Source organism: Acidobacterium capsulatum ATCC 51196 (genome assembly GCF_000022565.1).
Classification (GTDB): Bacteria; Acidobacteriota; Terriglobia; order Terriglobales; family Acidobacteriaceae; genus Acidobacterium; species Acidobacterium capsulatum.
Genome location: NC_012483.1, coordinates 3234469 through 3248388, shown reverse-complemented (window position 1 = coordinate 3248388; position 13920 = coordinate 3234469). Strand labels below are relative to the sequence as shown.

Sequence of the window (13920 nt, the reverse complement as noted above, 5' to 3'; positions counted from 1 at the left end):
TCACTCTCCTGCCGCGAAGGCATCCATCCACTCCATCGGAGTGTCCACCAGCACATCGGCCGGAATGTTCTCGATCGTGTGCGGCGAAAGCCCATAGCGGCATCCCAATGACCACGCACCCGCGCGCTGCGCCGTCAGCAGGTCCACATCAGAGTCACCTACCATCAGCGTCTCCTCCGGCTTTGCGCCCGCCTCCTGCATCAACGCCAGCAGCCCTACAGGATCAGGCTTTTTCGTCTCAAAGCTGTCTCCGCCATAAATGCGAAAGAAGTGCTCGCTCAAGCCAAGCGCCGCACAAATAGCCAGCGACGGGCCAATCGGCTTGTTGGTCAGCACGGCCATCGCGCGCGACCCCGCACCATTCGGCAACGCGCGCAGCTTCGCCAGCGACTCCATCACACCCTCATACACATAGGTGTGATCCAGCTTGTGCTCGCGGTAGTACGCCAGAAAGTGCTGCAGTGCGTCATCCACCAGCGGCTCATCGTGCGGATCGCCCAGCGCGCGCCGCACCAGCATGCCCGCGCCGTCGCCGATGTAGCTTGCGATAATCTCCTCAGGCAGCGGCTGCCGGTGAAACTCCGCCAGCATGGCGTTCACGGCATTGCAGAGGTCCTTACGCGAATCAATCAGCGTTCCGTCCAGGTCAAAGACCACCAGACGAATCTGTTCCACAGGCAGCGGGCGAAGCACAGAGAGCATATCTCCAGTGTAGCGGCAGCCCGCAAAACTGCGCGGCCCGCCACCCGCCCATTCCCGCTTCGCTTGAGATATGCTTCGGCCATGCCAAAATTTGCCTCTCTGCCTGCGCTCAGCGCGCTGCTCGGCGCGGCTCTCTGCCTCACGGCCACGGCCCGCGCCGCGCAACCGCGCTTCCCCACCAATGAAGACATGCGCCAGGTGCGCGCGCTCAGCCACCCCCTGCTTTCGCCTGACGGCAAACAGGTGCTCGTCGCCGTCAATGACACCACGGCCAAGGGCGGCAAGAGCCACCTCTGGCTCATCGACATTGCTACCAACACCGCGCGGCAACTCACCCAATCACCCGCCAACGATGCGAAGGACACGCGCGGAGAGTTCGACGCCGCCTGGATGCCCGATGGCCGCAGCGTGCTCTTCCTCGCGCATCGCGGAGACACCACGCAGCTCTTTCGCCTGCCCATGAATGGCGGCGAGGCGCATGCCTTCGACCTCAAGGTGCTGCCCGCTGTCGATGCATCGCAGGAGCCGGACGCCATTCCGCCCGGCCTCCACTCCAAAGCGCAGAAGCCCACTCCGCTGCCCATCGGCGTCTCCAGCTTTTCCGTATCTCCCGATGGCAAACTCATCGCCATCACCGCCCTCGACCCGCAAACGCCCGGAGAGAAAAAGCAGAAGCAGGAGAAGGCAGACGCCGTCTGGGTGGATCACAATCCGCACGGCACGCGCCTCTATCTGCTCGACCCCGTGAGCGGCAAGCTTACCGCCACCGCTGTTCCGCCCAACGTGCGCGGCGTCGCATGGAGCCACTCGGGCAGCCAGCTCGTCGCCTTCTGCTCCGGCATGAACGGCCTCGGGGAGTTGCATCCCGCCGGTAGCGCATGGCGCCTCAATATCTCCGACCCAGCTCATCCTGAGAAGCTCAGCGCCGTTCCCGCCACCGTGAGCGGAGGCGCGTGGTCGTGGCATGACCGGCGCTTCTACTTCCTCGCGCAATCGCAGGCCAACACGCCGCCGGGCTACAGCGACCTCTACGTGCTCCACTTTGCCACCCATGCGGTGAAAGATCTCACCGCGTCCTTCCAGGGCTCCATCGGCTACGGCAACCCCATCGCATCGCCCGCAGGAGCGCTGCAAACGGTGCAAAGCGGCGTGCAGACTACGGTGCTCGCCGTCAGCGCACAGAGCAATCACCTGCTGCGCTTCCCCACGCCCTCCGTCACGCAGCTCAACACCAATGCAAAGAACACGGGCTGGGTCTGGCTCGGTTCCGGCAGCACCACGCCCACGACACTCTACTACGCGGCCAAGCTCAATGACACACCAGAGGCCCTGCACGCGCCTGCCATTCTGCCCGCCGCATGGCCGCAGGTGCCCGCGCACGTCGTCACGTGGAAGAACGACGGCCTCACCCTGCAGGGCCTGCTCTACCTGCCGCCGCAGGCCAGCTCCGCGCACAGGGTTCCGCTCATCGTCGATGTTCACGGCGGCCCCACCGGCGCATGGCAAGACGATTACTTCGCCTTCAACGAGTTCCTGCTCGGCCACGGATGGGCCGTCTTTGAGCCCAACCCGCGCGGCAGCACCGGCTACGGCGCATCCTTCGTCGCGGCCAATCACAATGACCTGGGCGGCGGCGACTATCGCGACATAATGACCGGCGTCGATGCCGTGATTGCGCACGATCCCATCGATGCCCAAAAACTCGTGCTGATGGGTTACAGCTATGGCGGCGAAATGGCCGGCTTTGTCGAGGGCAAAACCACCCGCTTCAAAGCCATCATTGCCGGCGCTCCCGTCATCGATCAGGAGAGTGAATACGGAACCGAGGACGGCTCCTGGTACGACCGCTGGTTTTACGGCCTGCCCTGGGAGCGCTCCGACGCCGCATGGCGTCAGAGCCCGCTCTCCTTTGCGGCGCATGCTCATACGCCCATGCTGCTGCTGCAGGGCATGGCTGACACCACTGACCCCAAGGGCCAGAGCGAAGAAATGTATCGCGCACTGCGGCAAATGGGCGTACCCGTCGATCTGGTCGAGTATCCTCGCGACAACCACGGCTCGCTCGCGCGCGCCATCTTCGGCATGCCCAGCCCCGAACCGTGGCACGGCTTTGACGGGCGTCAGCGCATCGTGAACTTCATCGACGCTGCTTTCAAAAAGTAATCCGCTCTCAAAATACACAAAGGGGCAGGCCTCACGGCCTGCCCCTTTGCTGTTCTTCCATCGCGCCTCAGGAGCGACGGCTCAGCGCGCGTCGCAGCACCACTTCCACGGCAGCCTTGACTTCGGCGTACTGCGCCTCGGTCAGTTTTCCTTCCACGCGTTCGGTCTCCAACGCAAAGAGCTCTTCTTTCAAAGCCTGCAGCAGCCCTGTCGTGCCAGCGGGCGCAGCGGTGTACCCGGCTGCCGGCTTCGCAGCCGGCGTGGCAGGCTGCGCGGCCCGCACCGTATCTTCAGCGGTCACCACCGTCGGCGTCAGCGGAGAAGGCTCCGGCTCCACCGGCACGGCCGCGGTTCCGGCAGGCTGCCCGCGCAGCATGAACGCCGCAGCCACCACCAGCAGCAGGCCAATCGCGCTCAGAATCCACCAGCGGTATTTATGCAGCGGACCCGGCGTATCAATCGGCGTCCCCAGGCCGCCCCCGGGACGGTCGCCCTGCGAGGTGGCTGTATCGGGCATTCCCTGGCCGCCCTGAGCTCCTTGCGCGCTCTGCGCCGCCGCCCCGCTCTGCTGCCCGCCGGACTGGTCCTGCATGCTGCGCGGCATCGCGCCTGTTCCTGAAACCGTGAACGAAATCTTCTGCCCCGGTGCAAGATTCTTCGCCACAAAGGTCTGCGCCGGCACCGACTGATCGTGCACCGGCTGGAAGAGCCCGCCTGCATCCGGCGTAAAGGTCATGCTGTTCGGCAGCATCACGGCCACATTGTCGGTTGGTAGCGACTCCTGCGGCATAAAGGTCAGCTTGCCCGAATAGGGCAGCGAATAGCTCACCGCAAAGCGCGTCTGGCCCGGGCGCAACGGAAACACGAAGGCATAATGCCCCTTTTCTCCCGTCGGCACCGGTGTGGACGAAATCGGCATACCCTGCGGGCCCGCTGCCTGTCCGCCATCAATCTGCGCACCCGGCGGCAGCGTGAACACGTAAGCATGGTCGCTGTACTGCGTGCGAGGCGGCGTGGAACTGTTATCGACAAAAAAGCTCTCGATCACGTGCAGGCCTTGCGCATCGGTCTGCATTTGATACACATCGTCTTCGGTCTTGATGCCCTTCACCTTCGCGGCCACGTCATACACGCTCACATCCACGTGCGTGCTGCCCGGCGGCACCGCGGCATAATACTCGGCCTTCTCGTGGTCCACGCGTACCAGATGCATGTCGCTGTCGGGCACTTGCAGGGTGTAATGCCCTTGAGCATCGGTCTTCGTCGAGCCGACCTCCTGCATTCCGTTCGCCAGCGACAACAGTGTGACCGTATCCCCGGCGTCCGGGCGTCCGCTAGTCTTATTCGTTACAGTTCCGGTTACATTCACAGCCTGCGCCGCCAGAGGAAGCGCCAGGGCAGCCAGCACAAGCCAGCGCGAAGCCTGAAGTGAAGTGCGTGTCGCGATCAATGGGAGTCTTCCTATCGGTGAGATGGCAAGGCGGTCAGGGGCTAGCTAGGGCGCGAGGCAAGACGCGCTTCCAGCAGATCGATCTCCGCCAGCACTTCGGCGGCTTCGTTTTCCAGTTGTGCGCGCTGCGCCGAGTAATCCTCTTCGGAGTACTTTCCGGCGCGGTTCTCAAAATTCAGATCGCGCAGGTTGTCATACAGCACGGTCTGGTGCTCGCGCAGATATTCGAGGCGCGTCTTCTGGCGCTGCGCGGCCACACGGCGCTCAGGATAAAAGACGAATACCATGCTGGCCACCAGCAACAATACGCAGGCAACAAGGCTCATAGGTCGGTCTCCTTCCGAATACGGTCACGCAGTTGATCAAAGTGCTGCACATTTGCGGGCGCGGGCACCGGAGCAGACCGCAGACGCCACTTGCGCACCAGCGCCATGACGCCAAATATTCCCAGCACCAGCAACAGCGGCGGCATCACCCACGCCACCACGTTGAACCGCGTCAGCATGGGAGCAGCCAGCACCGTGGCTCCGTACTCGGCCTGAAAAGCCTTGAAGACGGCCTGATCGCTCATCCCCTTGGCCACATCCTTACGCAATTCGGCAAGCATCACCGGCGAGTCAGGGCAGCTCTCATGATTGCAGTTGCCCAGAATCTCGTTGCATCCGCAAACGCACATCAGTTGCTGGCTCAGGTTGCTCACGCGGCTCGCGTCCGTCGAGGCGCCCATCGAGATCATCATGACCGCCGCAATAGCCGGAGCCACCAGGAACTGCATGGCACGCATCATGCGCTTCTTCATACGCCGGCCTTTCTCGCGGGTGCCAGCTCGCGCTCCGATTGCCGCGATCCGCGCTCCACGGCGCTGGCGGGCTGCGAATTCGGCACCAGAGCCAGCAGCGTGCCGAGCGCCACGATGATCACTCCAATCCATATCCACATCACCAGCGGATTCAGAAACGCGCGAATGATCGGCTGGCCCGTCTGATCGTCCTTGCCCGCATAAATCACATACAGGTCCCACAGCGGTGTCGAGCGATTGGCCACAATGGTCGACACCTGCTGGCTCGCCTCATAAAAGCGCTTCGAGGGATCAAGCTGCGTGATGAACTTGCCGTCCCGGTACACATTCAGCAGCGCGTACTCGGTGTCATAGTTCGGGTTCGTGTCTTCGGAGTAGTCCAGGCACTGGAGCCGGTACGGCCCGACCGTCATGCTCTGCTTGAAGTTCAATTCGGCTTCTTTGCTCTGGTTAAACGCCGATCCGGCAAACCCTATAAAGATCACCACCACGCCAAAGTGAACCAGGTAGCCGCCGTAGCGGCGCGTGTTGCGGCGCGTCAGTTGCACCACAGCCGCAAACAGATTTTTGCCAGTGTGCCGCTGAATGACCCGCGCGCCGCGAAAAAATTCCGACGCAATCGCCGTGGTCACCGCGGCCGCGAGCACAAATGTCACCCACGAATAAAACGGCCCCGTATCTCCCTGAAAGATCACCCAGGGATGCACGCCCACGAACATCACCGCCACACCAAATGCCGCGCCTACCGCCGCCGGCACAATGAAGTTCTTGCGAATGCTTCGCAGCGACGTGCTGCGCCAGGCCAGCAGCGGGCCAATGCCGGTCAAGAACAGCAGAAACAGCCCGATCGGCACGGCCACCCGGTCATAGAAAGGCGCGCTCACCGTCACCTTGTTGCCCTGCACAAACTCTGACAGCACCGGAAACAGCGTGCCCCACAGCACCGTAAAGCAGGCGGCCAGCAGAACGACGTTGTTAAAGAGAAAGCTCGACTCGCGCGATACCAGCGCTTCCAGCTTGTGGTCACTCTTGAGGTGATCGCGCTGCAGGATGTAGGTGAACAGGCACACCGCCATCACGATCACCAGGAATACCCAGAACCATGTGCCGATCGAGGACTGCGCAAAGGCATGCACCGAGCTCACCAGTCCGCTGCGCGTCAGCAGCGTGCCCAGAATCGAGAGCATGAAGGTGGAGAAGATCAGCCACACATTCCAGCTCTTCATCATGCCGCGCTTCTCCTGCATCATCACCGAGTGCAGAAAGGCCGTACCTGCGATCCATGGCATCAGCGAAGCATTTTCCACCGGGTCCCAGCCCCAGTAGCCGCCCCAGCCCAGCACCTCATAGGCCCAGTGCATGCCCAGAAAGATGCCGCAGGTCAAAAACAGCCACGTCACCATCGTCCAGCGGCGCGTGATGTGAATCCACTTCTCGCCCGGATACCGCATCATCAGCGCGCCCAGCGCAAACGCAAAGGGCACGCTGAAGCCCACATAACCCAGGTACAGCATCGGCGGATGAATCACCATCTCCGGATACTGCAGCAGCGGATTCAGCCCGAACCCATCCGCGGGAACCGCACCCTGCACCAGCGCAAACGGAGGCGCGGCAAAATTCACCACCATCAGGAAGAAGACCTGCACCGCCGCCAGAATCGTCGAGGCGTAGGCCGAGAGCTTCACATCCACCTTGTGCCGCAGGCGCACCACAAAGCCGTAGCCGGCCAGCAGCCAGGCCCACAACAGCAGCGAGCCCTCCTGCCCTGACCACAGCGCGGCAAACTTGTAGGGGGCCGCCAGCGCGCGGTTGGAGTGGTGCAGGATGTAGGACACCGAGAAATCGTTGGTGAAGGCCGCCCACACCAGCGCAAAGGCGGCGCAGCTCACGGCCACAAAGCTGGCAATGCCGGCGCGGCGGGCCGTCTCTGCCAGTTTTTCAGGGGATATCCTGCCACGTCGTCCAGTGGCAAGTTGCCGAAGCGCAATACCACCTGCAAGCAGGTTGTAGGCGCTCAGCGCGAGAGCGAGTAGGAGCGCGAAACTGCCAAATGTGGGCATGGTGGACTCAAATGACATTCTTGCAGAGTGTAGCGTCGGGCTTCAAACGCGCAATGTGACGCACCGCACAGAACCGGCCAACTTTCCGGACTCATGCAACCCGGTCTGCAGAATGGAAGAACCCACCTATTATGCACGCGCAAGCACGCCGGCGGCATCCACTCAAAGGTTGAGAAGGCTGAGATTGACCGCTTACGCCGTGCGGCCCATCGCGGTTTGGGGCAACTCGTTGGCAAGCCGAATTAATTCCTCAGGAGCCAGCGGTTTCAGCCGAAAAACGATATCCAGCCCCTCATAGGCATCCATGGCATCGGGCAGCCCGCTCAGCACCAGTACAGGAACCGTGGGAAGCACAGCACGCAGGTTCTGCACAAATTCCGGGCCGTGCATACCGGGCATGATGTGGTCCGTGATCACCAGGCTCAACTGGGAGGAAAACCCTGGGTCTCCCAGCATCTCCAGCGCCACCGGTGCGCTGTTGGCCACCATCACTTGTTTTCCTGATCGACTGAGAACCGCTTTGCGGGTCATTGCCTGAATGTCGTTGTCATCTACCAGCAGTATGTTTGTCATGGCCTCAAAAGCATCCTGGGAAATTCGCGGTGTACACGGGCCCTTGCAATCTATCTCTATGGTCGATGTGCTTTGCGCCCGGCGGGTTGCCTGTTCTGCTACTGCTGGGCGTTGCATCTCTCTTTGGGCCTTGCCGCCTGTCCCTAAGAATGGCTTCCATAAGACACCGCTGCCGCTTATATCGGCACCTCAGGCGGAAACCGTTCCCCAGAATCTATACAAAAAAACGGGACGGCTTGCAAGCCGTCCCGCAATCAAAAAACGATTTTCTTCAGCGTTAGAAGGTGATCTTGCCGAAGACCTGCAGCACGCGTCCACCCACGCCAGCCTGCTGGAACGAGCCATAGGGGCTGGTCGGCGGTGCAAGAATATTGCCGCTGCTGCCGATCGAACCGCCCGCCACGTCATTGGAAGGCAGCCCGAAGTTCGGGTGGTTGAAGACGTTGAAGGCATACGCGCCGAGCTTGAAGTTGAAGTCCTTGTAGGTCACAAACTGCTTGCTCAAGGCCCAATCCGAATCCGCATAGTGCGGGCCATAGATCGAGTTGCGGCGAATGTTGCCAAATGTGGTTTGCGTGCTCGCCGACTCAAACTGAGACGTCGAGAGGCAGGGCTTGTCGATACCATTACCCGTGCAGGAGTGCGGCAACGTCTGGCCCGGAATGAGCGCTGCCAGTACCTGAGCCTGTCCGTTTAATGGATAGAACGAGCCCTGCACCAGACCGCTGTCAATGATCGAGAACGGCTGGCCGCTGCGCCAGTACGTCTTGCCAGCAAACAGCCACCCGCCCGCAACCTCATTGAAGAGCCAGCCATGGTTGTGGAACTCCGGCTCCTGGTAGGTATAGTCCGCAACCAGGCTGTGGCGAATGTCGAAGTCGGCATTCGAATAGTTCAGCGTGCCGATTCCTTGGGGAGAGAGCTGACCATAGATCGAGCTGCTGTTGTAATTCTCGCCGACTTGATTAGACACATCGTCGAGTGCGTGACTAAAGGTGTAGGTCACGTCGGCCGTGAGCCCATGGTTGTCCACATGCTTCCACGTCACCGAGAGGCCGTTGTAGTTGGAATTCGCTTCATTCTCCACCTTGGCCACTGCGCCAAAGCGGCTGTCCGGTGCCGTGCTCGGCAGGCTGCCAAAACCGTAGGCATTCAGGAAGGGATTCTGAATGATTTCGTCATAGCCTTCGTTGCCCGCATAGCCCACAATCAGCGCATTGCTGCGGTTGAACTGGTGCTGCACCTGCAGGTTCCACTCCAGGTACTTGGGCGCGCGCCAGCGATTCTGCGTCAGCACCATGCTCGGAGGCGTGAACGGCACATTGATCGCGCCCAGTTCATTGGTAAGTTGCGTGGCGGTCGCACCATTGGCGAAGCCATTCTCCAGCAGGATGTCCGACTGCGTCGCATAGTAGCCGGCGCTGGTCGGCGAGCTGGCGTCCGCTACATCGCCCGTCTGCACCGTGGCTGCGTACACATTCGGGAAGTTCTGAATAAGGCTATCCAGAATGAGGTCCGGCGGAAGATCCGCGAACAAGCCAATGCCGCCGCGCACTACCGTGTGGCCGTCTCCTGTCACGTCGTAATTGAAGCCCAACCGTGGCTGAAAGATCACCGACTCGATATTCGGGTACGGATGCGCCAGGTTGTCCGAGATCGCCGCATTATAGGCTGCCGTGGTATCACTCTGCGGAAAGGTTCCGTTGTAGCGGGCAAAACAGTTGTTGTTGCACAGCGGATTGCCCGTGCGGTCAAAGCGTGCGCCCAGCGTCAGGTGCAGCCGCGAGGTCGGTTGGTACTGGTCCTGCAGATAGGCTCCCAGGTTGTAGACAGCCAGATAAGCGGTCGGCTTCGTCGAGAAATTCTGCAAATAGAGCGATTGCGCGGTGTTGGTCGTGCCCGGAATCGGGTAGGACAATACGCCATTGGCTACGTTCCGCATGTCGAGAAAATCGTAAAAACCATTCTCGATCTGCTGCGAGTCGTAATCTGAAATATCATTCCGGCGGAAGTTGTAGCCGAATTGGAAAGTGTTGCGACCCTTCACCCAGGTCAGGTCATCCACAAACTGGTACTGGGTGACGTTGCGGCCCTGGGGGAAATAGTAAGGAGTGCCCAGTGCGCCCAAGGTGCCACCATTGGCAGCTCCAGCGTTGATGGCGCCGTCCGAGACAGCCCAGTAGGTCGGGAAGGTCTGCAGCGCCTGCTGCTGATTCGCCGGTCCAAAATACGCCGTGTACCAGTTGGCGGCAAACACAAACTGATTCGTGAGGTTTGGCGTGAACGAATAAGTATCGTTTAACTGGCCCTCATACGCCGGCTGGCTCGAAATGGTGTTGAACGCCGGATTCACAAAGCTGGTGTACGTCGGCTGTGTGCCGCGATCCATCTTGTAGCGGCCAAACAGCTTTTGCTTGCTGCTGATGTTCCAGTCCACGCGGCCGGTGAAGAGCCATTCTTTGTTAATCGACGAGGCCGTTCCCTGCGCTGCCAGTTCGCACGGCGTATCCACGCCAAAGGTCTGCCCATTGTAGGTGGTGCCGGCAAAATTGCCGCAGCCCAAGGTTCCAGACGAATCCTGCAGCGGACCGTTGCCCGTGGTCACCGGCGATGCCGAGGCCAGCGAGGGTGACGCGTTGTAGAGGTTGAAAGCCTGCTTATAGAGCGAGACCGAATCATTCGGCACATGCGACAGCATGTAGTTCTGGAACGCCTGCGTGGGGAAAACCGCATCGCCCGAAGCCGGCAGCGCATAGCGCAGCCCTTCATAATCAGCAAAGAAGAACAGCTTGTTGTGCAGAATCGGTCCGCCAATGTTGGCTGCCCATTCATTCGAAACCGCGCGCGGCCGTCCCTGGCCGGCATTGTTACGGAACCAGTCGTTCGCGTTCAGCACGTCGCCGTTGTAGTAGTAGTTGGCTTCGCCATGAAACTGGTTGCTGCCCGACTTGGTCGTGTAGTTGATGATGGCGCCGGCTGCGCGGCCATACTGCGAGCTGTAGCCGTTCAGCACCACCGAGGCCTCGGCGATTTCGCCCTGGCCCAGCGTCAGGTTGCTCGATCCCGAGTTGTTCAGGTTCAGGAAGGGATCCTCATCGTCAAAACCATTCAGTACATAAAGGTTCGAGGTGCCCGGAATACCATCCGCGCTGAAGTTGCCATACGAACCGCCGGCATTCACCACCACGCCCGGAACCGTGAAGGCCACCGTCGTGATGTCGCCGCCCGGTGCAGGCAGATTCTGAATCTGCTTTTCCGTAAAGGTCGTGATCAATGCCGGAGACTGCGTATCGGTAAGCTGCGCAGCCTGTGCGGAGACCGTCACCGTCGTCGATCCCGCATTGGGCGTCACCTGCAGAGTCACGGTCGGCGTCTGGCCCACCAGCACGCTCACCGCCTGCGGGGTCGAAGCCAGCCCCTGTGCCGAAGCCACCACGTTGTAGGTGTCCGGCTTGAGCAGCGCGGCCGTGAAGCGGCCCTCGGCGTTCGTCGAAACTTTAATCTTTGCGCCGGTCGCTATATCCGTCAGCGTCACCTTGGCGTTTGGAACCACAGCGCCGGTCGTATCGGTCACAACACCGGTCAACGCGCCCGTGGTGGCATTCTGCGCGAATGCAGGCGTCGCTCCACCTACAAACAGGATTGGCGCGGCTCCAACCATCAGCCCCAGCGCCAGGGTTGCCCCTCTGAGCAACTTCCGATTCATCCAACTACCTCCAGATCTCCCGCATCTCTTGTCTGTAGACACACCCGTGGGGAGTACTTCAATACTGATACCTCTGCATGCAATGCAGGTTCCAAATCGGTAAACCTCAACCACATGCCAGCAACTCCTGTATTTCCATTAAGTTAAAAGTTCTTAAAGATCTGGAGCAGGTACAATTTCCAGCACAAAATCCCGATTTCCATATTTTTCAGGCTTCCGCCCTACTGTTTTCTGAAATACCGTCCTGTCTTGCCGGCCAGAATCCGCTCCCCTTTACAATCAACCTCGTGGAGTGCTGAGGGTTCCGGCAACGCATTGCGGCTTTCGTATAGGTTCCGGCCCATCTGCCTCCCCTGTGTTCCTAAAGACCTCGATTTTCCCTGGCCGGTGACCCATGCGAACTCTTCTGCGCGCTCTCATCTTCCTGCTTCTGATCCTCTGGGTCGGCGGAATGCTCTTCTTTCCCATCGTCGCGGCCACCGCCTTCGGCTCCCTGCCAGACACCCATCTGGCCGGCACCGTGGTGGGCAAGTGCCTGCGCATTCTGCATAACGAAGGGCTGATCTCCGGCGTGCTGCTGCTCATTCTGCTGGCTGCCGCGCAGCGCTTGCGGGCCTTTGCGCGCAACGTCGTCGCGCCCATGGTGCTGGTGGCCGTCATGATCGGCCTCACCGCCTACTCCCAGTTCGTCATCATTCCTCATATGGAAACCGACCGCATCAGCGCGGGCGGAGCCATCGAGACGGCATCCCCGGCCAATCCCTACCGCAAGGACTTCGACCGCCTGCACGCGCTCTCTGTCAATGTCTTTAGCGGCGTGCTCGTCGCCGGTCTCATCTCGGCCGCTGCGGTCGCCTGGGCCTCGGGCAGTAAATCTCCCGCAGCCTGAGCCACTCTGGCGGCATCTCCTCCTGCTAGGATGGAGGATTGTCTTTCAATGCGTCGCGATGGCTTCTGCATCGCCGCGCTTGAGAACTAACGTTGGAACGTTATGCTTCAATCCCTGATTCTCGGCACCCTCGCGGCCTCGGCCAACCTGCTCGGCGGCATCATTCTGGTGCATCGCCGGTGGGAAGACCGCATGCTGCGCTACTTCATCGCCCTCGGCGCGGGCTTCATGATGTCGGTGGCGCTGCTCGACATGCTGCCGGAGAGTCTGAAATTCTCCGCGCGCTGGGCCCCACTGCTCGTGCTCGCCGGCTATTGCATCATTCACCTGGTCGAGCACACCATCACGTCTCACTTTCATCTCGGCGAGGAAACCCACGCCGTCCACTCTCACACCGGCATCTCCGTGCTGGTTGGCCTCTCGGCGCACGCCTTTTTTGATGGAGTGGCCATCGCCTCGGGATTTGTCATCTCCAACACCCTCGGCTGGCTCATCTTTGGCGCCGTCATCCTGCACAAGATGCCGGAGGGCTTCACGGTCGCATCCGTCATGCTGGCCTCGGGGCGCACGCGCGGAGCCGCCATGGGCGCGGCCCTCTCTCTCGCCCTGTCCACCATCGCCGGAGTGCTGGTCATCGCTCTCGTGCCGCACTGGGTCTATGCCGGACTCCCGCTTTCGGCCGGCGTCGCCATTTATGTCGCGGCCTCTGACCTGATCCCGGAAGTCAATCGCGACCCCAGCCCTCGCATGGCGCTGGTCTTCTTCCTCGGTGTGGGCCTGTTTCTGGCCATCCGCGCCATCGCAGCGGTTTAGGGCATCGCCTTCGCGCCACATAAGAAAAGCCCGCATCTACTGCGGGCTTTTTCTTCTGACTCCTCCAGTAAGCCTACGCCTGCCGCTCTTTCCAGAGCCGGTAGAGTCCCCACGCCGCCATGGTGGAGCAGTCCTCAATCGTGCCGTCGAGCAGCATCTGTTCGAGATCGGCGATCTTGACCTTCTTGAGCTCCAGGTCATGCTCCTCCGGGTCAGGATCAGTCTGCTCAAACCTGAGCCCCGTCGCGAGATAGACAAACTGCCGCTGCTTCGTAAAGCCGTAGGCAATCCAGATCATCCCCAGCCTGATCATCGTCTCGGCCACCAGCCCGGTCTCTTCGCGCAATTCGCCCCGGGCCAGTTCCTCGGCATCTACGTCCGGGGTCTCCCACCCGCCTTGCGGAAACTCCATGCAGCGCTCTTGAATCGTGTACCGGAACTGCTCGATCAGGTACACATCGTCGCCGTCGATCGGAATAATGACCGCGCAATCGTCTTTATCAACTACGGAGTAAATACCTTCCACGCCATTGCTGCGCTCAATGCGGTCCTCGCGCAGCCGCATCCAGTGGTTGCGGTACACTTCCCGGCTCTCCAGCGTCCGAATGCTCTTTTCCGTGCTCATGCTCCCATCCTAGCGGCAGCACTCATGCGCCTCATCAAGGATCTTTGAACTTCCTTCCCTCAAATTTACTTCCCGGTCACTTCTTCGCTTCCCGTTTCTCCTCCGGAATCGGTAATCTAGTGCCTGTCCACTACATCGAT

Annotated in this window: 11 protein-coding genes; 3 read left to right on the top strand and 8 right to left on the bottom strand. The window is 60.8% G+C overall.

Annotated features, from left to right (window positions below):
• A complete protein-coding gene (locus ACP_RS13265; protein WP_015897844.1) occupies nucleotides 1–702 on the bottom strand; it encodes an HAD-IA family hydrolase in 702 nt (233 codons plus the stop codon).
• A gap of 81 nt (nucleotides 703–783) precedes the next feature.
• Between ACP_RS13265 and ACP_RS13260 the strand changes: the two genes are divergently transcribed.
• Nucleotides 784–2865 (top strand): S9 family peptidase, encoded by a 2082-nt coding sequence (locus ACP_RS13260; protein WP_041839575.1) that lies wholly within the window; start codon nucleotides 784–786, stop codon nucleotides 2863–2865.
• Between the two features lie 67 nt (nucleotides 2866–2932).
• Here the strand turns inward: ACP_RS13260 and ACP_RS13255 are convergent, their stop codons facing one another.
• The 6 genes from ACP_RS13255 to ACP_RS13230 form a co-directional block, all read right to left on the bottom strand.
• Nucleotides 2933–4315: a peptidase associated/transthyretin-like domain-containing protein gene (locus ACP_RS13255; protein ID WP_052294816.1), complete on the bottom strand. Its 1383-nt coding sequence runs from the start codon at nucleotides 4313–4315 to the stop codon at nucleotides 2933–2935.
• Between the two features lie 41 nt (nucleotides 4316–4356).
• The gene (locus ACP_RS13250) at nucleotides 4357–4641 is read right to left on the bottom strand and encodes a hypothetical protein (protein WP_041839574.1); all 285 of its coding nucleotides are present in this window, start codon (nucleotides 4639–4641) and stop codon (nucleotides 4357–4359) included.
• A complete protein-coding gene (locus ACP_RS13245; RefSeq protein ID WP_052294815.1) occupies nucleotides 4638–5114 on the bottom strand; it encodes a cytochrome c-type biogenesis protein in 477 nt (158 codons plus the stop codon). The genes ACP_RS13250 and ACP_RS13245 overlap by 4 nt, the downstream gene beginning before the upstream one ends.
• The gene (locus ACP_RS13240; RefSeq protein ID WP_015897840.1) at nucleotides 5111–7174 is read right to left on the bottom strand and encodes a heme lyase CcmF/NrfE family subunit; all 2064 of its coding nucleotides are present in this window, start codon (nucleotides 7172–7174) and stop codon (nucleotides 5111–5113) included. The genes ACP_RS13245 and ACP_RS13240 overlap by 4 nt, the downstream gene beginning before the upstream one ends.
• Nucleotides 7175–7366: 192 nt before the next feature.
• Nucleotides 7367–7864, bottom strand: a complete 498-nt coding sequence (locus ACP_RS13235; RefSeq protein ID WP_015897839.1) for a response regulator — start codon at nucleotides 7862–7864, stop codon at nucleotides 7367–7369.
• A 160-nt stretch (nucleotides 7865–8024) separates the two neighbouring features.
• On the bottom strand, nucleotides 8025–11453 hold the full coding sequence (locus ACP_RS13230) for a TonB-dependent receptor (RefSeq protein WP_015897838.1): 3429 nt from the start codon (nucleotides 11451–11453) through the stop codon (nucleotides 8025–8027).
• Between the two features lie 394 nt (nucleotides 11454–11847).
• Between ACP_RS13230 and ACP_RS13225 the strand changes: the two genes are divergently transcribed.
• A complete protein-coding gene (locus ACP_RS13225; protein WP_052294813.1) occupies nucleotides 11848–12342 on the top strand; it encodes a DUF4149 domain-containing protein in 495 nt (164 codons plus the stop codon).
• Between the two features lie 102 nt (nucleotides 12343–12444).
• Nucleotides 12445–13155 carry a ZIP family metal transporter gene (locus ACP_RS13220; RefSeq protein WP_015897836.1) on the top strand — a complete coding sequence of 237 codons (711 nt, stop codon included), beginning with the start codon at nucleotides 12445–12447 and terminating at the stop codon, nucleotides 13153–13155.
• 73 nt (nucleotides 13156–13228) lie between these two features.
• On the opposite strand, the gene ACP_RS13215 is transcribed toward ACP_RS13220, so the two are convergent.
• Nucleotides 13229–13780: an NUDIX domain-containing protein gene (locus ACP_RS13215; protein WP_015897835.1), complete on the bottom strand. Its 552-nt coding sequence runs from the start codon at nucleotides 13778–13780 to the stop codon at nucleotides 13229–13231.
• Between the last annotated feature and the right edge of the window lie 140 nt (nucleotides 13781–13920).

Bases quoted from the DNA above. Each gene is read 5' to 3' on its own strand.
- ACP_RS13265 (WP_015897844.1), bottom strand. From the start codon at position 702: ATGCTCTCTGTGCTTCGCCCGCTGCCTGTGGAACAGATTCGTCTGGTG.
- ACP_RS13260 (WP_041839575.1), top strand. From the start codon at position 784: ATGCCAAAATTTGCCTCTCTGCCTGCGCTCAGCGCGCTGCTCGGCGCG.
- ACP_RS13250 (WP_041839574.1), bottom strand. From the start codon at position 4,641: ATGAGCCTTGTTGCCTGCGTATTGTTGCTGGTGGCCAGCATGGTATTC.
- ACP_RS13245 (WP_052294815.1), bottom strand. From the start codon at position 5,114: ATGAAGAAGCGCATGATGCGTGCCATGCAGTTCCTGGTGGCTCCGGCT.
- ACP_RS13240 (WP_015897840.1), bottom strand. From the start codon at position 7,174: ATGCCCACATTTGGCAGTTTCGCGCTCCTACTCGCTCTCGCGCTGAGC.
- ACP_RS13235 (WP_015897839.1), bottom strand. From the start codon at position 7,864: ATGCAACGCCCAGCAGTAGCAGAACAGGCAACCCGCCGGGCGCAAAGC.
- ACP_RS13230 (WP_015897838.1), bottom strand. From the start codon at position 11,453: ATGAATCGGAAGTTGCTCAGAGGGGCAACCCTGGCGCTGGGGCTGATG.
- ACP_RS13225 (WP_052294813.1), top strand. From the start codon at position 11,848: ATGCGAACTCTTCTGCGCGCTCTCATCTTCCTGCTTCTGATCCTCTGG.
- ACP_RS13220 (WP_015897836.1), top strand. From the start codon at position 12,445: ATGCTTCAATCCCTGATTCTCGGCACCCTCGCGGCCTCGGCCAACCTG.
- ACP_RS13215 (WP_015897835.1), bottom strand. From the start codon at position 13,780: ATGAGCACGGAAAAGAGCATTCGGACGCTGGAGAGCCGGGAAGTGTAC.